General features: G+C 72.5%; 24 protein-coding genes. 10 read left to right on the top strand and 14 right to left on the bottom strand.

Annotated elements, in window-relative coordinates:
- The first annotated feature begins 93 nt into the window (after positions 1–93).
- The 3 genes from ACZ6W9_RS29545 to ACZ6W9_RS29535 are packed head-to-tail and all read left to right on the top strand — an operon-like array spanning position 94 to position 3,415.
- Positions 94–1,152, top strand: a complete 1,059-nt coding sequence (locus ACZ6W9_RS29545; protein ID WP_389959436.1) for an ABC transporter substrate-binding protein — start codon at positions 94–96, stop codon at positions 1,150–1,152.
- Positions 1,152–2,411, top strand: coding sequence for a Gfo/Idh/MocA family protein (locus ACZ6W9_RS29540; protein ID WP_389959438.1), 1,260 nt, complete (start codon positions 1,152–1,154; stop codon positions 2,409–2,411). The genes ACZ6W9_RS29545 and ACZ6W9_RS29540 overlap by 1 nt, the downstream gene beginning before the upstream one ends.
- A complete protein-coding gene (locus ACZ6W9_RS29535) occupies positions 2,408–3,415 on the top strand; it encodes a sugar phosphate isomerase/epimerase family protein (protein ID WP_389959440.1) in 1,008 nt (335 codons plus the stop codon). Before ACZ6W9_RS29540 ends, ACZ6W9_RS29535 begins: the two co-directional genes overlap by 4 nt.
- 82 nt (positions 3,416–3,497) lie before the next feature.
- Here the strand turns inward: ACZ6W9_RS29535 and ACZ6W9_RS29530 are convergent, their stop codons facing one another.
- Together ACZ6W9_RS29530 and ACZ6W9_RS29525 are read right to left on the bottom strand one after the other, a co-directional pair.
- Complete coding sequence (locus ACZ6W9_RS29530) at positions 3,498–4,211, bottom strand: type II toxin-antitoxin system RelE/ParE family toxin (protein ID WP_389959443.1); 714 nt, start codon at positions 4,209–4,211, stop codon at positions 3,498–3,500.
- A 186-nt stretch (positions 4,212–4,397) separates the two neighbouring features.
- Positions 4,398–5,294, bottom strand: coding sequence for a helix-turn-helix transcriptional regulator (locus ACZ6W9_RS29525; protein ID WP_389959445.1), 897 nt, complete (start codon positions 5,292–5,294; stop codon positions 4,398–4,400).
- A 124-nt stretch (positions 5,295–5,418) separates the two neighbouring features.
- Here ACZ6W9_RS29525 and ACZ6W9_RS29520 point away from each other — a divergent pair, with 124 nt between their 5' ends.
- Entirely contained in the window at positions 5,419–6,804 is a 1,386-nt protein-coding gene (locus tag ACZ6W9_RS29520; protein WP_389959448.1) for an MFS transporter, read from the top strand.
- Positions 6,805–6,887: 83 nt separating this feature from the next.
- Here ACZ6W9_RS29520 and ACZ6W9_RS29515 read toward each other — a convergent pair whose 3' ends face one another.
- From ACZ6W9_RS29515 to ACZ6W9_RS29505, 3 genes are read right to left on the bottom strand one after another with little or no spacing between them, the layout of a single operon-like run.
- Positions 6,888–7,973, bottom strand: coding sequence for an alcohol dehydrogenase catalytic domain-containing protein (locus ACZ6W9_RS29515; RefSeq protein ID WP_389959451.1), 1,086 nt, complete (start codon positions 7,971–7,973; stop codon positions 6,888–6,890).
- A gap of 10 nt (positions 7,974–7,983) precedes the next feature.
- Entirely contained in the window at positions 7,984–8,178 is a 195-nt protein-coding gene (locus tag ACZ6W9_RS29510) for a ferredoxin (protein WP_362935044.1), read from the bottom strand.
- Positions 8,179–8,188: 10 nt separating this feature from the next.
- Complete coding sequence (locus tag ACZ6W9_RS29505; protein WP_389959456.1) at positions 8,189–8,653, bottom strand: pyridoxamine 5'-phosphate oxidase family protein; 465 nt, start codon at positions 8,651–8,653, stop codon at positions 8,189–8,191.
- Positions 8,654–8,780: 127 nt separating this feature from the next.
- Between ACZ6W9_RS29505 and ACZ6W9_RS29500 the strand changes: the two genes are divergently transcribed.
- A complete protein-coding gene (locus ACZ6W9_RS29500) occupies positions 8,781–9,428 on the top strand; it encodes a class I SAM-dependent methyltransferase (RefSeq protein ID WP_389959459.1) in 648 nt (215 codons plus the stop codon).
- On the opposite strand, the gene ACZ6W9_RS29495 is transcribed toward ACZ6W9_RS29500, so the two are convergent.
- The 5 genes from ACZ6W9_RS29495 to ACZ6W9_RS29475 all read right to left on the bottom strand — a co-directional run bounded on the left by ACZ6W9_RS29495 (position 9,335) and on the right by ACZ6W9_RS29475 (position 14,910).
- A complete protein-coding gene (locus tag ACZ6W9_RS29495; RefSeq protein ID WP_470120654.1) occupies positions 9,335–10,417 on the bottom strand; it encodes a polyketide synthase dehydratase domain-containing protein in 1,083 nt (360 codons plus the stop codon). The genes ACZ6W9_RS29500 and ACZ6W9_RS29495 overlap by 94 nt on opposite strands.
- Entirely contained in the window at positions 10,414–11,484 is a 1,071-nt protein-coding gene (locus ACZ6W9_RS29490) for an enediyne biosynthesis protein UnbU (RefSeq protein ID WP_389959465.1), read from the bottom strand. The genes ACZ6W9_RS29495 and ACZ6W9_RS29490 overlap by 4 nt, the downstream gene beginning before the upstream one ends.
- Before the next feature lie 253 nt (positions 11,485–11,737).
- Positions 11,738–12,790: a prenyltransferase gene (locus ACZ6W9_RS29485; RefSeq protein ID WP_389959467.1), complete on the bottom strand. Its 1,053-nt coding sequence runs from the start codon at positions 12,788–12,790 to the stop codon at positions 11,738–11,740.
- Entirely contained in the window at positions 12,787–13,500 is a 714-nt protein-coding gene (locus ACZ6W9_RS29480) for a class I SAM-dependent methyltransferase (protein ID WP_362935062.1), read from the bottom strand. Before ACZ6W9_RS29480 ends, ACZ6W9_RS29485 begins: the two co-directional genes overlap by 4 nt.
- A gap of 129 nt (positions 13,501–13,629) precedes the next feature.
- Entirely contained in the window at positions 13,630–14,910 is a 1,281-nt protein-coding gene (locus ACZ6W9_RS29475) for a glycosyltransferase family 4 protein (RefSeq protein ID WP_389960305.1), read from the bottom strand.
- Between the two features lie 252 nt (positions 14,911–15,162).
- On the opposite strand from ACZ6W9_RS29475, the gene ACZ6W9_RS29470 reads away from it, so the two are divergent.
- Positions 15,163–16,191: a GDP-mannose 4,6-dehydratase gene (locus ACZ6W9_RS29470; RefSeq protein ID WP_389959471.1), complete on the top strand. Its 1,029-nt coding sequence runs from the start codon at positions 15,163–15,165 to the stop codon at positions 16,189–16,191.
- Positions 16,192–16,280: 89 nt separating this feature from the next.
- Here ACZ6W9_RS29470 and ACZ6W9_RS29465 read toward each other — a convergent pair whose 3' ends face one another.
- From ACZ6W9_RS29465 to ACZ6W9_RS29455, 3 genes are all read right to left on the bottom strand, one after another.
- Entirely contained in the window at positions 16,281–16,622 is a 342-nt protein-coding gene (locus tag ACZ6W9_RS29465) for a DUF6204 family protein (protein ID WP_389959474.1), read from the bottom strand.
- Between the two features lie 116 nt (positions 16,623–16,738).
- Positions 16,739–17,440, bottom strand: a complete 702-nt coding sequence (locus ACZ6W9_RS29460) for a TetR/AcrR family transcriptional regulator (RefSeq protein WP_389959477.1) — start codon at positions 17,438–17,440, stop codon at positions 16,739–16,741.
- Positions 17,441–17,605: 165 nt separating this feature from the next.
- Positions 17,606–18,235 (bottom strand): TetR/AcrR family transcriptional regulator, encoded by a 630-nt coding sequence (locus tag ACZ6W9_RS29455; protein ID WP_389959480.1) that lies wholly within the window; start codon positions 18,233–18,235, stop codon positions 17,606–17,608.
- 87 nt (positions 18,236–18,322) lie between these two features.
- On the opposite strand from ACZ6W9_RS29455, the gene ACZ6W9_RS29450 reads away from it, so the two are divergent.
- The 4 genes from ACZ6W9_RS29450 (at position 18,323) to ACZ6W9_RS29435 (ending at position 21,965) form a co-directional block, all read left to right on the top strand.
- Positions 18,323–19,204, top strand: coding sequence for an NAD(P)-dependent oxidoreductase (locus ACZ6W9_RS29450; RefSeq protein ID WP_389959483.1), 882 nt, complete (start codon positions 18,323–18,325; stop codon positions 19,202–19,204).
- Between the two features lie 86 nt (positions 19,205–19,290).
- The gene (locus ACZ6W9_RS29445; protein WP_389959485.1) at positions 19,291–20,271 is read left to right on the top strand and encodes a polyprenyl synthetase family protein; all 981 of its coding nucleotides are present in this window, start codon (positions 19,291–19,293) and stop codon (positions 20,269–20,271) included.
- A gap of 153 nt (positions 20,272–20,424) precedes the next feature.
- The gene (locus tag ACZ6W9_RS29440; protein ID WP_389959488.1) at positions 20,425–21,006 is read left to right on the top strand and encodes a TetR/AcrR family transcriptional regulator; all 582 of its coding nucleotides are present in this window, start codon (positions 20,425–20,427) and stop codon (positions 21,004–21,006) included.
- A 62-nt stretch (positions 21,007–21,068) separates the two neighbouring features.
- Positions 21,069–21,965 carry a haloalkane dehalogenase gene (locus ACZ6W9_RS29435; protein ID WP_389959491.1) on the top strand — a complete coding sequence of 299 codons (897 nt, stop codon included), beginning with the start codon at positions 21,069–21,071 and terminating at the stop codon, positions 21,963–21,965.
- A 105-nt stretch (positions 21,966–22,070) separates the two neighbouring features.
- Here ACZ6W9_RS29435 and ACZ6W9_RS29430 read toward each other — a convergent pair whose 3' ends face one another.
- Entirely contained in the window at positions 22,071–23,273 is a 1,203-nt protein-coding gene (locus tag ACZ6W9_RS29430; protein ID WP_470120648.1) for a cytochrome P450, read from the bottom strand.
- Positions 23,274–23,339 lie beyond the last annotated feature (66 nt).

Genomic DNA, 23,339 nt, shown 5'->3' with positions numbered 1-23,339 from the left:
GCCGTACAGACCCGCGGTGCCGTACGGCCCGCCGTACCGTCCCTTCGTCCGCGAGACCCCTCACCACCCTCCACGGGAGCAAGGAGAACAACCATGTCCACACCGGTCGGCCGTCGGGGGCTACTCTTCGGCGGCGCGGCGATCGGCGCCGGAGCGCTGGTCACGGCATGCACGAGCAACACCCCGGCCAGTACGGCGGCCACCTCGCCGCCCGCGGCGCCCGCGCCCGCCGGTGACAACGACAAGCCCGGCGAGAAGGTCGTGATCGGCTTCTCCGCGCCGGCCGCCGACCACGGCTGGATCGCCGCGATCGCCAAGAACGCCGAGAGCGCCGCCAAGCAGTACTCCGACGTGGAGTTCAAGCCGGTCGAGCCGACCAACGACATCAACGCGCAGATCTCGGCGGTGGAGTCGCTGATCGCGGCGAAGGTGAACGCGCTGGTCATCCTGCCCAACGACGGCGAGCAGCTCAACCAGGTCGCCCGGCAGGCCGCCGACGCGGGCATCCCGGTGATCAACCTGGACCGGGTGTTCCCCGACAAGCTGTCGTACCGGACCTGGATCGGCGGCGACAACTACGGCATGGGCGTCGCGGCCGGCCACTACATCGGCAAGACGCTCAAGGAGAAGGGCGCGTCGAACCCGGTGATCCTGGAGATCCAGGGCATCGCGACGCTGCCGCTGACCCAGGACCGCAGCAAGGGCTTCGAGGACGCGCTGAAGACGTACGGCTTCTCCGTGACGGCAAAGCAGGACGCGCAGTTCACGGTGGAGTCCGGCACCAAGGTGGCGAGCAACCTGCTCCAGGCCCACAAGAAGATCGACGCGATCTGGAACCACGACGACGACCAGGGGATCGGCGTGCTGGCCGCGATCAAGGAGGCCGGGCGGAACGAGTTCTTCATGGTGGGCGGCGCCGGCTCGGCCAACGCGATGCGCGACATCCAGGCCGACACCGGCGTGCTCAAGGCGACGGTGACCTACAGCCCCACGATGGCGGCCTCGGCGATCAAGCTGGCCCGCCTGATCGCGCAGGGCAAGGGCATGAGCGACCTGCTGGAGAACGAGGTGCCGCAGTCGATCACGCTGGCGTCGGAGACCGTCACCAAGGAGAACGTCGACAAGTACCTGCCGCTGGGGTTCGAGTCCTGATGGCCGCACACGACTCACCGACGCTGGGGATCGGCATGGTCGGGTACGCGTTCATGGGACGTGCCCACTCCCAGGCGTGGCGCAGCGCCGGCGCGTTCTTCGACCTGCCGGCCAGGCCCGTGATGGCGGCGCTGGCCGGCCGGTCGAAGGAGTCCGTGGCCGCCGCCGCCCGCGACCTGGGCTGGGCCGCGGCCGAGACCGACTGGCGCGACCTCATCGCCCGCGACGACGTGCAGGTGGTGGACATCTGCACCCCGGGCGACTCCCACGCCGAGATCGCGATCGCCGCCCTGGAGGCCGGCAAGCACGTCATCTGCGAGAAACCGCTGGCCAACACCGTGGCGGAGGCCGAGGCGATGGTCGAGGCGGCGACGCGCGCCGCGGCCCGCGGCGTGCACGCCATGGTCGCCTTCAACTACCGCCGGGTCCCGGCCGTCGCGCTGGCCCGGCAGTGGGTGGCCGAGGGCCGCCTGGGCGAGCTGCGCCACGTGCGGGCCCAGTACCTCCAGGACTGGATCGTCGACCCGGACTTCCCGCTGGTGTGGCGGCTCCAGCGGGACAAGGCCGGGTCCGGCGCGCTGGGCGACATCGGCGCCCACATCATCGACACCGCCCAGTTCGTCACCGGCCGCCGCCTGACCGGCGTGTCGGCGCTGACCGAGACGTTCGTCAAACGCCGTCCGCTGGCCGAGGGCTCCGCCGGGCTGTCCGCGGGCGGCGCCGCGCAGGAGACCGGCGAGGTCACCGTGGACGACGCCGCGCTGTTCATCGGCCGCTTCGAGGGCGGGGCGCTGGCCTCGTTCGAGGCGACCCGGTTCGCCACCGGCCGCAAGAACGCGCTGCGCCTGGAGATCAACGGCTCGGCCGGCAGCCTGGCCTTCGACTTCGAGGCCATGAACGAGCTGTGGTTCCACGACCACACCCTGCCCGCCTCCGAGGCGGGCTTCCGCCGCGTCATCGTGACCGAGGCCGACCACCCCTACGCGGGGGCGTGGTGGCCGCCCGGCCACGGCCTCGGTTACGAGCACACCTTCACCCACGAGGTGAAGGACTTCGTCGAGGCGGTCGCCGCCGGCCGGGCGCCGTCACCGTCGTTCGCCGACGGCCTGCGGGTGCAGCGGGTGCTGGCCGCGGTCGAGGCGAGCGCGGCGGACGGCAGCCGGTTCACCGCGGTGGAGGACGCCCCGGCCGCGGGCTCCGCCGTACCGGACGCCGCCGCGTCGGACGCCGTTCCGCAGACTCCGGAGGAGGAATCGTGACCCGACCCATCACGCTGTTCACCGGTCAGTGGGCCGACCTGCCCTTCGAGGAGGTGTGCCGGCTGGCCGCCCAGTGGGGCTACGACGGGCTGGAGATCGCCTGCTGGGGCGACCACTTCGAGGTGGACAAGGCCCTGGCCGACGACTCCTACGTCGAGCGGAAGAAGGAGACGCTGGCCAAGTACGACCTGAAGGTCTGGACGATCTCCAACCACCTGGTCGGCCAGGCCGTCTGCGACAGCCCGATCGACGAGCGGCACCGGGGCATCCTGCCCGCGCGGATCTGGGGCGACGGCGAGGCCGAAGGTGTGCGGCGGCGCGCCGCCGAGGAGATGAAGGACACCGCCCGCGCCGCCGCGAAGCTCGGCGTGAAGACGGTGGTCGGGTTCACCGGCTCGTCCATCTGGCACACCGTCGCGATGTTCCCGCCGGTGCCGCCTTCGATGATCGAGGACGGCTACGCCGACTTCGCCGCCCGGTGGAACCCGATCCTGGACGTCTTCGACGAGGTCGGCGTGCGCTTCGCCCACGAGGTGCACCCCAGCGAGATCGCCTACGACTACCACACCACCGTGCGGACGCTGGAGGCGATCGGCCACCGCCCGGCCTTCGGGCTGAACTGGGACCCCTCCCACATGGTCTGGCAGGAGATCGACCCGGTCGGGTTCATCCTGGACTTCGCCGACCGGATCTACCACGTCGACTGCAAGGACGCCAAGGTCCGCACCGGGGACGGCCGGCGCGGCCGGCTGGCCTCCCACCTGGCCTGGGCCGACCTGCGCCGCGGCTGGGACTTCGTCTCCACCGGCCGCGGCGACGTTCCCTGGGAGGACTGCTTCCGCGCGCTCAACGCGATCGGCTACGACGGGCCGATCTCCATCGAGTGGGAGGACGCGGGCATGGACCGGCTGGACGGCGCCCCCGACGCGCTGGCCCTCATCCGGGCACTCAACGCGATCACCCCGCCCACCGCGTCCTTCGACGCGGCCTTCTCCACCGACTGACGACCGCCACGCCGGCCGCCGCCGTACGGAGACGGAGTACGGCGGCGGCCGCCGTGCCATCCGCCCGCGACGAACGGGACGATCAGGCGGCGCTGTCCACAGACCTCTCGGATACGGGCAGCCGCAAGGTCCGGTCGCCGAAGTCGGCGACCAGGTCGAGCCGAGCGCCGAGCGCTTCGACATAGCGGGCGATGACCTCGATGGAGGTGACCTCGCCGTGTTCGATCTGGGAGACCCGGGCAACGCTCACGTTCATCGCCGCTGCGACGTCCTTCTGGCCGAGCCCCAGTTGCTTGCGTGCCCCGGCCAGCTGATGACCTCTGGCTTCGGCCAGAAGACGCTTCGCGCCCGCTTCGATCTCGGCGGGATCGACTCCGGCCGCGTGCAGCTCCCGCTCCAGGTCTTCCCAGTCTCCGGGCGTCCGCTCGGGCATGCTCACTCCTCGTCCTCGCCTGTATTCCATGTAGAGCCGGACGGCGATGGGGATGTTCTCCTTGTACCACCGGTCCCAGTTCCGCGCCTTGTCACCGCCCAGTAGCAGCAAGGCGGCCCTGGTCGGATCGAATGCAAAGATGATTCTGATTTCTGAGCGACCCCGTGACCCTGGGCGTAGTTCCTTCAGATGGTGGAGGCCTGTTCCTTTGAGCCGGTCGACCAGCGGCCTGCCCAACGTGGGTCCTTCTTCGCGCAAAGCCGTGACGGCTTGTGCGACCTGGGTCGCTGAATCGAGATCCTCCTTGATCAGAGTTCTGAACCAGGCGGCGTACTCATCTGTGACCTTCACCGTCCATGTCACGGAAGCCTCCGGAATTCAAGGATAGCCTTAACTCGATGAGGAGCCTGCTTCCATGGCGACTGTGACAGAGGGTGATTGGGCGAACCTCCTCCGCGTAGCTTGAACCGGTGGTGTCCCGGTTCTCGCCGGGCGAAGGGGTCGGGGCGCCGTCCTGCGCGTGCCGCCGTGCCGATCCGGTGGCTCCGGTCAGCGCTGTCCCCTGGACGATGAGACGGACGCCGTCCCGCCGGAACCGCCGGAGGCGCCGGGCGGATCGGGGGTGGTGAGGTCGAGGAGTGTCATCGCGTCGTGGTCCGGGCTGCCGGGCGGCGCCATGTAGACGACGAGGCGCTGGCCCTGCGCGCGGTTCAGGGACAGCCCCTCGTGCGAGAGCGTCATCGTGCCGACCTCCGGGTGCCGGAGCGTCTTGGTGCCGTCGCCGATCGTGTGCACCTCGTACCGCTCCCAGAGCCGGTTGAAGTCGGGGCTCTTCACGATCAGTTCGCCCACGAGCGAGGCGAGGTCCGGGGCGTCCGGGTCGGCGCCGGCGATCGCCCGCAGCTGGGCGACGCACCCCTTGGCCTTCCGCTCCCAGTCCACCCACAGGTCCCGGGCGGCCGGGTGCAGGAAGGTGTACCGGATGGTGTTGCGCTGCCGTTCCGGCCAGTCGGCGATGCCGTGGAGCAGCCGCAGGCCCCCGGGGGTGGCCGCCAGAAGGTCGTTGGTGCGGCTCAGGACGTACGCCGGGTTGGGCCGGAGCGTCTCCAGTAGCCGCATGACGGTCGGGCGGACCCGCCGCGACGGCAGGGGGCGGGGCTCGGGCGCGCGCCGCGCCGCCCGCGCAGCCAGCTCGCGCAGGAAGCCGCGTTCCTCCTCGTCGAGGCGGAGCGCGTCGGCCAGCGCCTCGACGACGGAGGGGCTCGGGCGGGTCTCCTTGCCGCGTTCCAGGCGTACGTAGTAGTCGATGCTCACACCGGCCAGCGCCGCCAGCTCCTCCCGGCGCAGACCCGGCGTACGGCGCGTGCCGGTTCCGGCGGGCAGTCCGACGTCCTCCGGGCGTATGCCGCCGCGGCGAGCCAGCAGGAACCTCCCGAACTCGGTCATGTCCTCAGTCTGCCAGTGGACGGTCACGGGCCCGGCCCGGAGCCAGGCCCTGTCACACCCCCTCTGGCGCACCCCGGAGGACCGCGGTCTGCCTCACCCTGGCGAGCCGCGCCAGCCTGGGCGGATGACCTCCATCGCACCGGCCCGCGCGCCACGGGGCGCCCGGCGACGCACGGCCGCACCGAAGCCGATCCTGGCGGCCGCGCTCATGGGCACCTTCATGCTCAACCTCGACGCCATGGCGATGAACGTGGCGCTGCCCGGGATCGGGCGGACCCTCGGCGGCGGTACGGCGGGGCTGCAGTGGATCGTGGACGCCTACACGCTGATGTCCGCCGCGCTCCTGCTCTCCGCGGGCACGCTCTCCGACCGCATCGGGGCGAGCCGCGCGTTCGGCGCCGGCGTCGCGCTCTTCACGGTGGCCTCGGCGGCCTGCGGACTGGCGCCGGGGCTGGGCGAGCTGATCGCCGCCCGGCTGCTCCAGGGGAGCGCCGCGGCGATCATGCTTCCCTCCTCGCTGGCCCTCGTCCGGCAGGCGTTCCCGGATGCGGCCGAACGGACGCGGGCCATCGCGCTGTGGGCCGTCGGCGGAGCCTCCGCGGTCGCCGCCGGCCCGGTGGCCGGCGGGGTGCTGTCCGCGACCCTGGGCTGGCGGGCGATCTTCGCCGTCAACCTGCCCGTCGGCGTCGCCACCCTCGCGGTGCTGGCGCGCGTGGAGCGCTCGCCGCGCGGCGCCACGTCGCTCGATCCGTACGGCCAGCTCACGGCGATCGTCGCGCTCGCGGCCCTCACCTTCGGGATGATCGACGGAGGGGAGAACGGCTTCGATGAGCCCGTGGTCCTGGGCTGCCTGGGGCTCGCCGCGGTGGCGGCTGCCGCGTTCGTCGTGATCGAGGCGCGCGCCGCCGCGCCGATGGTTCCGCTCGGTCTCTTCCGGTCGCGCGCGGTGACGGTCCCGGTCGTGATCGGCTTCGTCGCCAGCGCCGCTTTCTACGGGCTGGTGTTCGTGCTGAGCCTGTTCTTGCAGGACGTCCTGAACCTGTCCGCCATGGCCGCCGGGCTGGTGTTCCTGCCGATGATGGCCGTGATCGCCGGTGCCAACCTGGTCTCGGCCAGGGTCGCGGCGCGCTTCGGGCCGCGGGTGCCGATCGCCCTGGGGCAGGCGGTCTTCGCGCTGGCGCTGTCCGGTCTGCTCTGGATGGACGAGGGGACCGGCGTGACGGTGATCGCGGTGATGCTCGTCCCGGCCGGCTTCGGCATGGGCCTCGTCGTGCCCTCCCTGACCGCCGTCCTGCTGGACGGTGTCGCCGCGGACCGGGCCGGGACGGCCGCCGGGATCCTGAACTCCTTCCGGCAGGCGGGCGGCGCGCTCGCCGTGGCCGTCTTCGGGGCCCTGGTCGCTGACCGCAGCGGGTTCGTCGCGGATCTGCGGGTCGCCCTGTGCGTCGCGGCCGTGACGCTGGCGGCCACCACGGCCGCGGCCCTCACGCTGTCGCGCGGCCGTGGCTGACGGACCGCCTGGCCGGCGGCGAGCGGGTCCGGTGAGGGACCCGCTCGCCAGCGGTGTTCCCGCCGGGCCGTCGGTCCAGGTCGTCAGTCCAGGACGACCACTTGGCGCAGGACCTCGCCGCCGCGCAGGGCGGCCACGGCGTCGTTGAGGTCGGCGAGCCTGATCCGGGCGCTGATCATGCTCTCCAGGTCGAGCTTGCCGGCCTTGTACAGCCCGGCGAGGAAGGGGAAGTCGTGCCGGACGTCGGACCCGCCGTACATCGAGCTGAGGATGTTCTTGCCCTCGAACAGGAGGCTGAAGGCGTTCAGCGGGACGGTGTCGTCGACGGCTCCCGCGCCCACCACGATCATGTCGCCGCCGCGCCGGGTGGCCTGCCAGGCGGTCATGATGGCGGCGGACTTGCCGACCGCCTCGAAGCCGTGGTCGAATCCGTGGCCGCCGGTCAGCGTGGCGACGGCGTCCTGGAGCTGGTCGGGAGTGACGGCGTGCGTGGCGCCGACCTTCTTCGCCAGCTCGTGCTTGGACTCGAGGGGGTCGATCGCCAGGATGGTGGTCGCGCCGGAGATCCGCGCCCCCTGGATGATCGACAGGCCGATGCCGCCGGCGCCGACCACCGCGACCGTCGAGCCGGGCCGCACCTTGGCGGTGTTGAGCGCCGCGCCGACGCCGGTCGTGACGCCGCAGCCGATCAGCGCCGCGATCTCGTAGGGGATCTCCGGATCGACCTTGATCGCCCCCTGCCAGGGCACGACGATCTCCTCGCACCAGGTGCCGCACCCGGCCATCCCGAACGCCGGGGTGTCGCCGCCGTAGCGGAACCGGGCGTTGACGAAGCTCTCCATCACGTAGGTCATGCACAGGTACGGCTGGCCGGCCAGGCAGTTGAAGCAGTGGCCGCAGGCCGGGGTCCAGTTGACGATGACGCGGTCGCCCGGCTGGACCGAGGTCACGTGGTCGCCGATCTCCAGCACCTCTCCGGCGCCCTCGTGGCCCGGGATGATCGGGAGCGGCATGGGCAGCACGCCGCTGATCACCGAGAGGTCGGAGTGGCACACGCCGGTCGCCCTGACCTTGATCCGGACGTCCGTCGGGCCCATCGGGGCGAGGGTGAAGTCGTCGCGGATGTCCAGCTTGTCGTCGCCGACGGCGTGCAGAAGCGCACCACGCATGGGGATCCTCCTAGTTCTCCGCTAGGGAGATGGCGGCTTTGGGACAGGACCGCGCGGCGTGCCGGACCCGGTCCGACAGCTCCGCGGGCGGCTCGGGCAGCAGCAGGTGCAGCTGGTCGTCGTCGTCGAGCTCGAAGACCTCGGGGGCGAGCCCGGTGCAGACGGCGTTGGCCTCGCAGACCATGTAGTCGACGGTGATTCTCATGGGGACCTCCTTATGCCGGTGAGGCGAGCTTACGGTGATCCCAGGAGACCACCCGGCCGGGCTCGACGACGAAGGCGACCCTCTTGCGGCCGGTCTCCTCGACGTAGCCCCGCAGGGCCTCGTCGTCGGAGGGCATTCCGGCCATCCGGCGCGCCACGTCCATGCCCACGCCGAGGACGCCCTCGGGGTCGCCGATCCGCCGGGCGGTGCCGTACAGCAGGACGCCGCGCAGGTCGAAGTAGTCCTCACCGGCCTCGATGAGGCAGGTCACCCGCGCGTCCCGCTCGATGTTGCGTGCCTTCTGGGCCTTGCCGTACGTCCAGAAGGAGATCCTGCCGCCGGTCAGCCCGTAGAACATGGTCACCAGGTGCGGCGTCCCGTCCGGGTTGATCGTGCCGAGCTGGAGTTTCCGTGACGCGGCGACGAAGGCCGTGACCTCGTCCTCCGCCATCGCGATGCGGGCGCGCTGGTTCACGGAGGAAAGTAGAACATGGGGCACAGGGGCGGGCAAGGGTTGTTTGGAATGTTGTTCGGTTTCTGGGGCTGACACGGTGTCACGGGTTGTTCGTCGGGAAGATGCCGGTTCTGGGTAGGCTGCCCCGATGAGCATCCCGACCATGCCCGCCGAGCTGCGGAGCGCGGCCCGGCGCGCCAAGGGTTTCATGCCCGACGCCGAGGGCCTCGCCCTCTTCGAGACCGCCGCCGAGTACGGCACGCGCGGCCCGATCTGCGAGATCGGCACCTACTGCGGCAAGTCCGCGATCTACCTCGGCGCGGGGGCGCGGCAGGCGGGATCCGTCGTCGTCACCGTCGACCACCACCGCGGCTCGGAGGAGATCCAGCCCGGCTGGGCCTACCACGACCCCTCGCTGATGGACCACCGCTTCGGCAAGATGGACTCGCTGCCCACCTTCCGCCAGACGATCGCCTCGGCCGGCCTGGAGGAGGAGGTCATCGCCGTCGTCGGCGCCTCCGACCGGGTCGCGGCGCTGTGGAACACCCCGCTGGGGATGCTCTTCATCGACGGCGGGCACTCCGAGGAGCCGGTGACCAGGGACTACGAGGGATGGGCGCCGCACGTCATGCCGGGCGGCGCGCTCGCCTTCCACGACGTCTACCCCGACCCGGCCGACGGCGGGCAGGCGCCGTACCGGGTCTACCAGCGGGTCCTCGCCTCCGGGGAGTTCAAGGAGGTCAGGCACACCGGCTCGCTGCGCGTGCTGGAGAGGGTCGCTCCCGGCGCCGGCTGACCCTCCACCTCCTCCGACTCCTCCTCCGACTCCGACTCCGGCTCCTGCGGCTCCGCGGGTCCTCCGGCCGGCTCCCCCGCCGCCTCCGGCGGGGGCTCCCACCCCGCGGGGTCCGCCTCCCGCAGCCGCAGTCCGGTCCACGCCACCACCAGCCGGCCCCGCACGTCGGTCGCGGTGACGTCCCAGACGTGCTCGTCCCCCCGGCGGCCGCGCCCGACGGCGTGCAGCCGGACGTCCCCCTGCGAGGGCCGCACCAGGAGGCGCTCGCCCCCCGAGGGCAGCAGCCGGTGACGCGGCACGCATGCCTGCAACGCGTGGATCACCGCGTCGTTCAGCCCGGGGCTGCCCAGCACCGGCCTGCCGTACCCGGCGCCGAACCAGCCCAGGGCGTCGTCGCCTCGCAGTTCGCCCCGGCAGCCCCGCGGCCCGGCCAGGGTGAGCCGGATCACCCGGCGGAACCGGCCGGTGGGGAAGCACGCCGGGCCGCCGGGGAGGCCGGCCGCGCCGTACAGGTCGGCGGCCTCCAGAGGAGGGCCGTCCGGGCCGAGCCGGGGGACCTCCAGCGTCCCGTCGGTCGGCTCCAGCGGGAAGGCGGCGCGGAAGTGGTCGACGTGGAAGTCCGTCTCCTCGCAGCGGAGCACCGTCTCGATCAGCGGCCCGCACCGCAGGGCGCGCACCCGGATCACGGCGCCGCCGTCGTCGGGCACGGCCACCGGCCGGTCGAACGCCATCCGCGTGATCTCGTCCAGCGGCCGTCCGGCGAGCGCGCCCGCGGCCTGCGCCATGGCCTCCAGGGCCACCACGGCGGGGAGCGTCGCGCGGCCGTCGACGCGGTAGTCGGCAAGGTAGGGGTCGCTGGCGAGGGACAGGCGGCTGTCGGCGACGAGATCCACCCCGGGCACGTGGACACGCGCCCCGGTCAGGAAGCGTCCCCGGCCGTCCCCGCTCGCCCCGCCCGCTCCGGCGGCCCCTGCGGTCCCGGTGCTCATCCGCCGCGACCCGCCGGAACCCCGGACTCCGCCGGGCCGCCCGCCGATCCGGGGACGGCGAGGGAGACGGCGCCTCCGGCCGGTACGGCGACACCCGGGGAAGCCGTGGCGACGGACACTGGGGAGGGCGCGGGGGCGACGGCGGAGGGCCGGGCCGCGCGCCGCCTCCTCCGCGCCCGCACGGCCAGGAGCGCGCCGCGGCAGGCGCAGACGGCCACGAGGGCGAGGAACGGCCCGTGGGCGACGCCCAGGACGTCCAGCGCGACCAGCAGGCCGTGGACCGTGGCGGTGGCCGCGCCGAACACGACCTGGGCGCGGCGGCCGGCGGGGGTCGTCTCCGGGTCGGCGACCACGTAGACGGTGTAGAGGGCGAAGGCCGGGCCGGTCATCGGCAGCAGGGCGTCCATCACCGAGACGCCGGACAGGCAGCCCCGCGCGACGGCCTGCGCGGCGAACCCGCCGGCCCAGCCCGCGAGCACCGGCAGCCTGCCGGTCAGTCCCGCGTGCAGCGCCACCCCCAGGCCCAGCACGACCGGCGGCGCCACCACGTCGAACGGCCCCGGAACCCCCGCGGCGAACCGGTACGGCGGCGGCGTGCCGGCCCACAGCAGCAGCACCGTGGCCGTGCCGAGGGCCGCGGGGTTCAGGACGGGCCCGCCCGTCCCGCGGAACCGGAGGACGTACCTGCCACTGACACCGACCAGCGTGGCCATCACCACGGGGGACAGGCGGCCCCCGCCGTACAGGAACATCGCGCAGAGCAGGCCGGTGACGTACGACGGCAGGAAGAAGTCGAGCGTCCCGCCCCTCCGTCCGCTCCGGAGGCGGAGGTAGCGGGGCCTGCGCAGGTACGCCCACGCGTCCAGGCTCTCCAGGGCGAACTCGGCGGCGACGCCGGTGGCCGTGCCCGCGACCGGTGCGAGGCAGGGCTGCTCGAAACCGGGGACGAGGTGCCCGAGGACGGTCACCAGGGTGAGCGAGCCGGCGAGGCAGCGCAGCGCCGTCCGCCGCGCCCTCGCGGGCGGGAGTCCGGCGACCCCCGTCCGGGCACCCTCCGCATCGCTCACAGGCCCGAACGTAGTAAGGCGCATCCGGGCCTTCAAGCACCGCGTTTCGGGTGCCCGGCAAAGAAAACGCCAGCCTGGAGGGCTCGGGACGGATCAGGAACGGGACCTGCGGGGGCGGGGACAGCCGGGGCCGGGGCCCCGTGGTCCAGGGAGTCCGCGGAGGCAGGGGACGGCCGGAACCGGAGCCTGCGATCCAGGGGGTTCGCGGAGGCGGGGACGACCGGAACCGGAGCCCGCGGGGCCGGAAGGCGGGTCAGGCCCGCGAGCCCGCGTGGCTGCATCCGCAGCCCGCCGTGGGGCGGTCCGTGTACCCGCCCGCGTCCCGGAAGACGCCCCCGGCGGGTGTGCGGCCGTCCAGCGCGTCGGCGGCGAGCACGACGGCCGCGGCGGTGTAGGCCGAGCGCTCGTCCGGGAAGTGCCTGCCGTTCACGAACTGCCAGCCGGTCCAGTAGGAGCCGTCCTCGTGCCGCAGGTGCTGCATGTCGGCGAACAGCCGCAGCGCCCGCTCCCGGTCGCCCAGGGCGTCCAGGGTGAGCACCAGCTCGCACGACTCGGCGCCGGTCACCCACGGCTGGTCGGAGACGCAGCGGATGCCGAGGCCGGGCACGACGAACGTGTCCCACTCCTCGGCCAGCCGTGTCCGGGCCGCCTCACCGCGTACGGCGCCGCCGAGGATCGGGTAGTACCAGTCCATCGAGAAGCGGCTCTTGTCGGCGAACGCCTCGGGGTGGGCGGCGAGGGCGTGGCCGAGCCGGTCGGCCGCGAGCTCCCAGTCGGGCTGCGGGTCGCCCAGGCGCTCGCCTAGCAGCACACCGCAGCGCAGTCCCTGGTGGATGGAGGCGCACCCGGTCAGCAGGGCGTACCCGGCGGGTTCGCCGCTCGCCGTACGCTCCCAGACGATCTCGCCCCGGGTGGTCTGCAGGCCGACGACGAAGTCCAGCGCGGCGCGGACGACCGGCCACATCTCACGGGCGAAGGCCTCGTCACCGGTGACCAGCAGTTCGTGCCAGACGCCGACCGCGACGTAGGCGGCGTGGTTGGACTCGCCGCCGTGCTCGGCCGCGCGGCCCCCGACCAGCTTCATCGGCCAGGAGCCGTCGGCCCGCTGGGTGCGGGCCAGCCAGTCGTAGCCGCGGCGCACCGGTCCGGTGAGTCCCGCCACGCTCATCGCCATCAGGCACTCGACGTGGTTCCAGGCGTCCACGTGCCCCTCGGGCCACGGCACGCCGCCGTCGGGTTCCTGCAGCGCCGCGATGCTCCGGGCGGTCTGGACGACCCGCCCCCACTCCATGACGGAGTCGCTCATGCGGGCTTGCGGACGTAGAGCACCACGCTCTTGCCGATGAGGGGGTTGAGGACGGCCTCCGCGATCCGGGTGGCGGCCGGGCGCTTCATGATGTCCCAGACGAGAAGCTCGTGGTACGCCTTGGCCAGCGGGTGGTCGTCGTTGTCCACACCGACCGCGCACTTGATCCACCAGTACGGCGCGTGCAGGCCGTGGGCGTGGTGGTGGGGGCCGATCTCGAAGCCGACGGACTTGAGCTTGGCGCTCAGCTCGGCGAGCGTGTAGATGCGGACGTGCCCGCCGGGGGCCGTGTGGTACGCCTCGTCGAGGGCCCAGCAGATCCGCTCCGGCAGGAAGCTCGGCACCGTGACGGCGGCCAGGCCGCCGGGCTTGAGCACACGGAGGATCTCCCGCATCGCGGACATGTCATCGGGGATGTGCTCCAGCACCTCGGCGGCGATCACCCGGTCGAAGCCCGCGTCCTCGAACGGCATGTCGAGCGCGTCGCCGGTCACGGTCCGCGCCGTCGCGCCGGGGGGCACCTCTCCGGCCTTGTCCATGGCGGTGAACATGGTGGCGACGCCTTCGAGCTCCTTGGCGTCCATGTCGAAGGCCACCACGTCGGCGCCCCGGCGCAGCACCTCGAAGGCGTGCCGCCCGGCGCCGCAGCCCAGATCCAGGACCCGGGTTCCGGGTCCGACGGGCAGCCGGCCGAAGTCGACAGTCAGCACTCGCCGCTCCTCTTCAGATGGTCGGGGGTGGAGGGATGGTCAGGGCCCGAAGGCTCTGGTCCGAGGGGTTCCGGGGGGTTCGGGGCTTTCAGGGTTCCGAGGGTTCTGGGGGGTGAGGCGGCGGGGACGTCACCGGCCGCGGCGTGCCCGGATGGCCTCGCGGTAGGCGTCCACGGTCCGCTGGGCGACGACGTTCCAGGTGTAGCGCTCCATGGCCCGGTCGTAGCCCTTCCTGCCGATCGCCGCCCGCTCCTCGGGGGAGTCGTGCAGGCGGCGCAGCGCGGCGGCCAGCTCCTCGGGGTCGCCGGGCGTCACCTGGACGGCCGCGTCGCCGACCACCTCGGGCAGCGCGCCGGTACGGCTGGCGATCAGCGGGGTGCCGCAGGCCATGTGCTCGACGGCGGGCAGCGAGAAGCCCTCGTAAAGGGAGGGGACGACCGAGATCTCCGAGGTGGCGATCAGCTCGCCCAGCTCGGTGTCGGAGATGCCGTGCACGAACCGCACCCGGTCCTGGAGGGACAGCTCGGCGACCAGCTTCTCGGTCGGCCCGCCCGGGGTCGGCCTGCTGACCACGGTGAGGTTCACGTCGCGCTCGGTCGCCAGCTTCGCCACGGCGCGCAGCAGCGTCGCGACGCCCTTCATGGGGGAGTCGGCGCTGGCCACCGCGACGATCGAGCCGGGCCGCTTCGGCATGTCCGGGCGGGGGTGGAAGTAGCGGGTGTCCACGCCGAGCGGGATGAGCCGCATGTTGGCCTGGGGCACGTTGAAGTCGCGGTGGATGTCGGCCAGGGACGACTCGCTGACGGTCAGGATGGGCTTCAGCCGGGGGGCGACCTTGGCCTGCATGCGGACGAAGCCGTACCACCGTCGCAGCGACAGCCGCTTGCGTCCCGACGCGGCCTTCAGCTCGATCCGCCGGTCCACGCTGATCGGGTGGTGGATGGTGCCGACCACCGGGAAGAGTTTCTGGATGCCGAGCAGGCCGTAGCCGAGCGTCTGGTTGTCCTGCACCACGTCGAAGTCGCCGACGCGCTTCTTCAGCTCGCGGTACGCCCGGAGGGTGAAGGTCAGCGGCTCGGGGAAGCCGGCGGTCCACATGGCGCCGACCTCCAGGAGGTCGATCCAGTCGCGGTACTCGCGGAGGCCGGGGGTGCGGAAGGGGTCCTCGTCGCGGTAGAGGTCCAGGCTGGGGACCTTGTTGAGGATGACGCCCTCGTCGAGTTCGGGGTAGGGCTGGCCGGAGAAGACCTCGACGTGGTGGCCGAGAGCGACCAGCTCCCTGCTGAGATGGCGCAGGTAGACGCCCTGGCCACCGCATGTCGGCTTGCTGCGGTACGACAGCAGCGCGACGCGCAGCGAATCCGCCCCTGGCACGGCGACCCCTTCCTTATCCTGTCCGGAAGGGGACAGGTACCGTGAAAGACGACCTTTCCCTCCGGACCCTACCATTCAGTAGGTCTCGCCGACCCGAGGTGTAATCGTTCCCGCAGTCCGTCGCACCCGGTCCCATCTGCGATGTCAGGGCGACAGAGCATTATTCTATGTAACGCGTTCTAGCTATGGCGCGGTCGGCATGATGCCCATGCCGACGGCAGGACGGTACATTCGCCGTCACACGCCATATGAGGGGCAAAAGTCTCATCCACCAGCAAGGAGGACGCGTTGGCCAGGCGCGCACTGATCACCGGCATCACCGGGCAGGACGGTTCCTACCTGGCCGAGCACCTGCTGGGCGAGGGTTACGAGGTCTGGGGCCTGGTGCGGGGCCAGGCCAACCCGCGCGTCTCGCGGGTCCGCAGCCTGCTGCAGGACGTCCGGCTCGTCCGGGGTGACCTCCTCGACCAGGGATCGCTGATCTCCGCCGTGGAGAAGGTCCAGCCCGACGAGGTCTACAACCTGGGCGCCATCTCGTTCGTCCCCATGTCCTGGGAGCAGGCCGAGCTGACCGCCGAGGTCACCGGCATGGGCGTGCTGCGCATGCTGGAGGCCATCCGGGTCTGCTCCGGCGTCTCCTCCTCCCGGACGGCGGCCGGCTCCGGCCAGATCCGCTTCTACCAGGCGTCGTCCTCGGAGATGTTCGGCCAGGTCCGCGAGACCCCGCAGACGGAGACCACGCCCTTCCACCCCCGCTCGCCGTACGGCGTCGCCAAGGCGTACGGGCACTTCCTCACCCAGAACTACCGCGAGTCCTACGGCATGTACGCCGTGTCCGGGATCCTGTTCAACCACGAGTCCCCGCGCCGGGGCGCGGAGTTCGTCACCCGCAAGGTCAGCCTCGGCGTGGCGAGGATCAAGCTCGGCCTGGCCGACGAGCTGCGCCTGGGCAACATGGAGGCCCGCCGCGACTGGGGCTACGCCGGCGACTACGTCCGCGCCATGCACCTGATGCTCCGGGCGGACGCGCCCGAGGACTACGTGATCGGCACAGGCCGCACCCACACCGTCCGCGACCTGGTGGTCGCCGCCTTCGCCGCCGCCGGCCTCGACTGGGAGCGGTACGTGGTGTGCGACGCGTCCCTGCACCGCCCCGCCGAGGTGGACCTGCTCTGCGCCGACCCGAAGAAGGCCCGGGTGCAGCTCGGCTGGGAGCCCACGGTCCCCTTCGAGGAGCTCGTCGCGATGATGGTCGAGTCCGACGTCAGGCTCCTGTCCGAGGGCGGCGACCCCGGCCAGGACTCCTCCTGGCCCTGACCCGGCCGAAGCGGGGACGCCCCGGGTTCCGGAGGGCCGGGAAGGGTCCGGACGCCCCCGGAAGGGCCGGGGTCTGCGGAAGGCCCGGGTCAGCCCGTCCGGCGACCCTTCCTGCGGATCGGGACGGCGCTCATGTCCGTCACCGTCGACTGCGTGTCCCGGAAGCCGTAGCCGTGCGCGGCGAGGGCGTCGAGCGCGGCCCGCTCGGCGTCCGCGACGTCCGCGGCCTCACCGTCGCCGGCGTCGCCGTACACCTGGCAGCGGAAGGCGAACCAGGACAGGCTCCGGTCGTAGACCAGTGTGCCCTCGTCGGTGAAGGCGATCCTGGTGGGGTCGAGGTCGCCGACCCCGGCGAGGAGCGAGGCCCGGTCGTCGTCGCCCAGCCCGTCGAACCTGCCGCGAATGGTCACGCGGAACGTGTGCTCTGCCACGTCGTCATCCTTCGTCGTCGGAAGGCCCGCCGGACGGTTCGCCGGGGGCTCACGGAACGTCTCCGGGCGGCCTCCCGGGACGTGTGAGAACTCTCCGGGCGGCCCTACCGGGCGCCTCAGGCGTCTTCGGTCTCCCCGGACGGTCTTTCCGGGGCGTGCCGGGCGGTTCCGGTGTCTCCCCCCGGTCCCCCGGGGGCGTACGTCAAGACCGCCTCGCCGAGCAGCCCCTCGATCGCGTCGAGGAGGGTCAGCGCGGCCTCGGCGGTGACGCCGGGATCCTCCCCGGCCGCCGCACGCCGGCCGATCTCCCGGAGGACCTGTTCGTGGACCCAGCCGAGCTGGGAGGCGACGAGACCCGGCAGCGGGTCGTCCGGCGCGGCGCCCGTCTCCTCGGCCAGCACGGTGGCGAGCGCCGCGACCATCCGCCCGGCCAGTTCCTCCAGCCGGGCGACGAGGGTCGGGGCGGCGCGCGTCATCTCCAGGAAGCGCCCGAAGCCGTGGGCCAGGCCGACCCTGCGGTCCCCGCGGCGCAACTCGGCGCGGAGGACGGACAGCATCGCCCGCGCGGCCGGCTCACCCGGCGGGCGGTCCCGCACCATCTCGACCAGCCGCTCCGCGGACGCCTCCTCGGGTGGGAAGACGAGGTCCTCCTTGGTCTGGAAGTGGTTGTAGACGGTGTTGACCGACACCTCGGCCGCCTCGGCCACCTCGACGATCGTGACGCGGTCGAAGCCCCGCTCCACGAACAGCGTGATGGCCACCTCGGAGATGTGCCGCCGCGTCCGGCGTTTCTTGCGTTCCCTCAGTCCATCGGCCACATGGTGGAACGTATTGCAAATTTGGAGTCCACTGCAAATTATTTCCCGGTTCGCCTCCGGCTTCGCAGTCGATGCGCCGTTCCGCCCGGAGGCCGCCTCGCGAGCCGCTCGGTACCCGACAGCCAGGCGCCGGCCGTCCGGTGGTCCGGCGCGTTCGCCGTCCGGTCAGGAGCGCGCGGCGCCGGGCCGGTGGAGGTCGATCAGCCGGGCCAGGTGCCGTCCGGCGGCGTGCAGCGGCCGGTCGTCCCGGGAGACCTGGGCGGCCAGCTCGGCGCCCTCCAGCGTGCTGATCACGGTGTGCGCCAGGTCGTGGGCGTCATCCTCGGCCAGGCCCGCGAGGCGGAGCCGGTCGAAGACCAGCCGCCGCCAGTGGGCGAACGCCTCGGCGGCGGCCCGCTGCACGTCGGGCACCCGGCCCGCCGTACCCAGGGCGGTGGCCGTGACCGGGCAGCCGTCCGCCCAGTCGGAGGCGCGTAGGCCCTCGGCGAGCCTGCGGGTGCAGGCGACGACGGCCTCGGCCGGGTCGTCCTCGCCGTCGAGGGTCTCCCGCAGCTCGTCGGCGAACTCCTTCTCGCCGTGCCGGATCGCGGCGACGGCCAGCTCCTGCTTCCCGCCCGGGAAGAAGTGGTAGACGGAGCCGAGCGTGGCCTCGGCCTCCTGGGAGATCTGCTTGATCCCGGTGCCGTCGTAGCCCTGCCGCTGCATCAGCCGTGAGGCGGTACGGACGATCCGGTCGCGGGTGCCGAGGGCGCCGTGCGGGCCGGCCGCCCCGCGCTGTCGTGCGCTGGTCTTCATCCGGCGATTCTACCGAATAGAGCGTTCGTTTTAGAGGTGTGCTACGGTCCTCCCTGAATAGAACGTTCGTTTTAGAAGGGATGCGCGATGAGCGTGCGGAAGGTGACGGTCATCGGGCTCGGGCCGATGGGCCGGGCGATGGCGCGGGTGTTCCTCGACCGGGGCTACGAGGTCACCGTGTGGAACCGGACCCCGGAGAAGGCCGGCGAACTGGTGGCCGGGGGCGCGATCCTGGCCGCCACGGTCGGCGACGCGCTGGCCGCGGGCGAGGTGGCGGTCCTCAGCCTGACGGACTACGACGCGATGTACGCGATCCTCGAACCAGCTGCGGCGCACCTGGCCGGCAAGGTGATCGTCAACCTGAGCTCCGACACCCCGGACCGCTCACGGAAGGGGGCGGAGTGGCTGGCCGCCCACGGCGCCCGGCAGCTGACCGGTGGCGTGCAGGTGCCGCCGTCCGGCATCGGGGACCCGGCCTCCTCCACCTTCTACAGCGGCCCGCGGGAGGTGTTCGAACGGCACCGCCCGACCCTGGAGGTGCTGACCGGCGCCGACTACCGGGGAGAGGACCCGGGTCTGGCGGCGCTGTACTACCAGCTCCAGATGGACATCTTCTGGACCTCGATGCTCAGCTGGCTGCACGCGCTCGCGACGGCCGACGCCAACGGCATCACGGCGGCGGAGTTCCTGCCGTACGCCGCGCGGACCGCGGCGTCGGTCCCGGGGTTCATGGAGTTCTACACGCCGCGGATCGACGCCGGAGAGCACCCCGGCGACGTGGACCGGCTGGCCATGGGGGTGGCCAGCGTCGAGCACGTCACGCACACCGTCCACGCGGCCGGCGTCGACGTCGCGCTGCCGGGCGCCGTCCTGGAGATCTTCCGGCGGGGCGTGGCGGCCGGGCACGGCGACTCCAGCTTCACCAGCCTGTTCGAGGTGATGCGGAAGGCCCCGGAGCACGCGGGCTGAGAGGGGTCTCAGCGGCGCTCAGCGTCGCCTCAGCGACCATCCGGCACCGTGGAGGCGGTCGATGAGATGAGCCATGAGGAGGCGCCATGCCCGTCCACGCCGTGCGGCCGGAGGAGATCCTCGCCGTCCCCGCCGTCTCCGCGGGGCTGGCGCGGGTGGAGAAGCGCATCCGGCGGCTGAGCGCCTCCTCGCGGCTGCCGCTCGTCAACCGGGCGGCCGGTCACATCACCGGCGCGGGCGGCAAACGGCTGCGCGCCGCGCTGACGCTGGCGACCGCGCTCGCCCTGGGCGGGCGGATCGACGGCCGGACGGTCACCGCGGCGGCCTGCGTCGAGCTGGTCCACGCCGGGTCGCTGGTCCACGACGACCTCATGGACGGCGCCGCGCAGCGCCGCGGGGTGCGGACCCTCAACGCCGAACTCGGCGACGCCCGGGCGCTGGTCGTCGGCGACTTCATGCTCGCCCGTGCCTGGCTCGCCGCACTGACCTCGGCTTCCAAACACGTGGCCGGGACGCTCGCCGCGGTGGTCGTCGAGCTCGCCGAGGGGCAGTTCCAGGAGACGGCCGACCTCTTCGACCCCGGGCGCACCCCCGAGGCGGCCCTGCGGTCCATCACCGGCAAGACCGCCTCCCTGTTCCGGGCGAGCTGCGCGGTGGCCCACCCGGAGGGGTGGACCATGGCGGCGTACGGCGAGCGGTTCGGCGTCCTCTTCCAGGTCCTGGACGACCTGCTGGACCTGGCCTCCACCGCCGACCGGCTGGGCAAGCCGGTCGGCAACGACCTGCGGCAGGGCGTCTACACCCTGCCGCTGCTGCTGGCACTCCGGCACGACCGCGGGGAGCTGCGGTCCTTCCTCGGCAGGCGGCTGACGGAGGAGGAGATCACGTTCCTGCTCGCCCGCCTGCGCGAGGGCCGCATGGTCGGCGACACGCTGGAGTACTGCCGGGGCCTCGCCGCGGACGCCCTGGCCGCGCTGCCCGCCATCGCCGACCCGGAGGTCGCCGCCGCCCTGTACGCACTGCCCGGCGCCTACGTCGACCGGGCGGAGTCCCTGCTGGCGCGGTGAAGGGGACCGGGGCCGGGATCGGGGCCGGCGGAGCGGGACGGTCCGCCCGGCCGGGCGCCACGGATCCGGCCGCACGCCGCCCGCCGGCCGGGCCCGGAGCGTCCAGGCGGCATCGGGTTGACACGAATAATACGGTCGTACATATTGATTGCCATGGCCAGGACATCCAACAAAGAGCAGATCCTGCGCGAAGGGCTGGAGACCGTGCGCAGGCGCGGGTTCACCACATCCGGCGTGCGCGACATCACGGCGGCGGCCGGAGTGCCGCAGGGATCCTTCACCAACCACTTCGCGTCCAAGGAGGCGTTCGGGCTGGAGATCCTCGACCGGTACTTCGCGGATGTCGGCGTGCTCGTCGAGACCACCCTGCGCGACGGCGACCTGCCGCCGGTGGAGAGGCTGCGCGCGTACTTCGACGCCATCACCGCCCGGTTCGAGGAGCGCGGCTGGCGTGACGGATGCCTGATCGGCAACCTGAGCCTGGAGTCGGCCGAGCACAGCGAGGCGCTGCGCACACGACTGTCGGAGATCTTCTCCGAATGGCGGCGGCCGTTCGCCGACTGCCTGGAGGAGGCCGCCGCGGCCGGGCAGATCCGTCTCGACCTGCCCGCGCTCGATCTGGCCGACTTCCTGCTCGCCTCGTGGCAGGGCGCGATCCTGCGGATGAAGGTCGAACGCGGCGCCGAGCCGCTCGAACGTTTCAAGCGGATCGTGTTCTCGTCGGTGCTGCGCTGACGTCCGTTCTCCCCCGGTCTCCCCTGAAGTCTTCTCCCGTCTCCCCCGAAGGGCCGTTCGTCATGACCTCCGCACCCGCCGGGATCCGCCCGGAGATCCCCGCCGCCGACCCCCACCCGCGCCGCCGTGTCAGCGTGGCCGGGACCGAGATGAGCTACGTCGACGTCGGGGAGGGCGCGCCGATCGTCTTCCTGCACGGCAACCCGACGTCGTCCTATCTGTGGCGCAACGTCATCCCGTACGTCGAGGACCAGGGCCGCTGCCTGGCGCCCGACCTGGTGGGCATGGGGGACTCGGGCCCCGCGCCGGACGGGCTGTACCGGTTCGCCGACCACGTCCGCCACCTCGACGCCTGGTTCGACGCGCTCGATCTGGACGCGGACGTCACCCTGGTGCTGCACGACTGGGGTTCCGCGCTGGGCTTCCACTGGGCCGAGCGGCACCGGGAGAGGGTGCGGGCGATCGCCTACATGGAGGCCATCGTCCAGCCCAGGCTCTGGAGCGACTTCCCGGAGGGCCGCGACGCGCTGTTCCGGGCGATGCGGTCGGCGCACGGTGAGCGCCTCGTCCTGGAGGAGAACTTCTTCGTGGAGACGGTCCTGCCCAAAAGCGTGCTGCGCCCGCTGGGAGAAGAGGAGATGGCGGCCTACCGGGCGCCGTTCCCGACCCCGGACTCGCGCGTCCCGACGCTGATGTTCCCCCGCGAGCTGCCGATCGAGGGAACGCCCGAGGACGTCACGGAGATCGTCGAGTCGTACGGCGCCTGGCTGTCCACGAGCCGGGTGCCCAAGCTGCTGGTGTCGGCGCGGCCCGGAGCGCTGCTGGTGGGAAGGGCGCTGGAGTTCGCCCGCACCTGGCCCGCGCAGCGCGAGGTCACCGTGGCGGGCAGCCACTATGTGCAGGAGGACTCACCGCACGAGATCGGCGCCGCCCTGGCCGACTTCCTGCGGAACCTCTGAGCGGGACGCGGGACGCGGGACGCGGGGGACGGGGGAGCGGCCCCGCGCCGCCCGGCCCGCCCGGAGCCCGTGCCGCGGCCGGCCTCCCCGGCCGGCCGCGGGGGTTCAGGAGACGGTGACCGGGAGGTCCTTGATGCCGTTGATGAAGTTGGAGCGGAGCCGCCGGGCCGGGCCCGCCTGGGCGAGGTTCGGCAGCCGCTCGGCCAGCACCTCGAAGAGCACCCGCAGCTCCAGCTTGGCCAGGTGGTTGCCGAGGCAGAAGTGGGCGCCGCCGCCGCCGAAGCCGATGTGGGGATTGGGGGTGCGGCCGATGTCGAACGTCCCCGGGTCGGCGAAGACGTCCTCGTCGCGGTTGGCGGAGGTGTAGAACACCACGACCTTGTCGCCCTCCCTGACCTCCTGCTCGCCGATCACCGTGTCGGCGGTCGCCGTACGGCGGAAGAGGTTGACCGGGGAGACCCAGCGGACGATCTCGTCGGCGGCGGTGCCGGCCAGCGAGGGGTCGGCGACCAGGCGCCGCCACTGCTCGGGATGCTCGAAGAGCGCCAGCATGCCGCCGGAGGCGGCGTTGCGGGTCGTCTCGTTGCCCGCCACCACCAGCAGCAGCACGAACAGGTCGAACTCGTTCTCGTCGAGGACCTCGCCGTCGTCGTCGGGGCGCAGGAGCCTGGTGATGATGTCGTCGCGGGGATCCTCGCGGCGCTCGGCCGCGAGCCGGTTGGCGTAGGCGTAGACCTCCGCGGCGGCGTCGCGTCCCTCGGCGGGGTCGGCCGCGTAGTCGGGGTCCTCGGCACCGATCATCTGGTTGGACCAGCTGAAGAGCTTGTCGCGGTCCTCGACGGGGGCGCCGAGCAGTTCGCAGATCACGTACAGCGGCAGCGGGGCGGCGATGTCCCGGACGAAGTCGACCGAGGGGCGGCCCTTGGCCTCGTCCACGAGGGCGTGGCAGATGTCGCGGATGTGCTGTTCCAGGGCGCCGATGACGCGCGGGGTGAAGCCCCGGTTGACCAGTGAACGGCGCCGGGTGTGCTCCGGCGGGTCCTGGTTGAGCATCATCATCCGCTGGAACTCGCGCTGCTCCTCCGGCATCTCGTCGAAGAGCGCGAGCTTCCTGCTGGAGGAGAACAGGTCGGGACGGCGGGAGACCTGCACGACGTCGGCGTGCCTGGTGACCGCCCAGAAGTCGGGCCAGCCGGGGTCGCCGCCTCCGTGCCGGTGGACCGGGTCGTTGGCCCGCAGCCAGGCGAACTGGTCGTGGGGTGCGCCCTCGCGCGCGTAGAGATCCTGGTCGACGAGGTTGATGTCCATGGCCCTCCCCGGGGAATCGCCCGCGCGTCCTCGCGGGGCGTCATGCTGACGACGTGCTGACGACGT

The sequence above is a fragment of the Streptosporangium sp. NPDC053982 genome, from assembly GCF_055585205.1.
The sequence above is the reverse complement of the archived record's forward strand: the minus strand, read 5'-3'. Positions and strand labels throughout refer to the sequence as shown.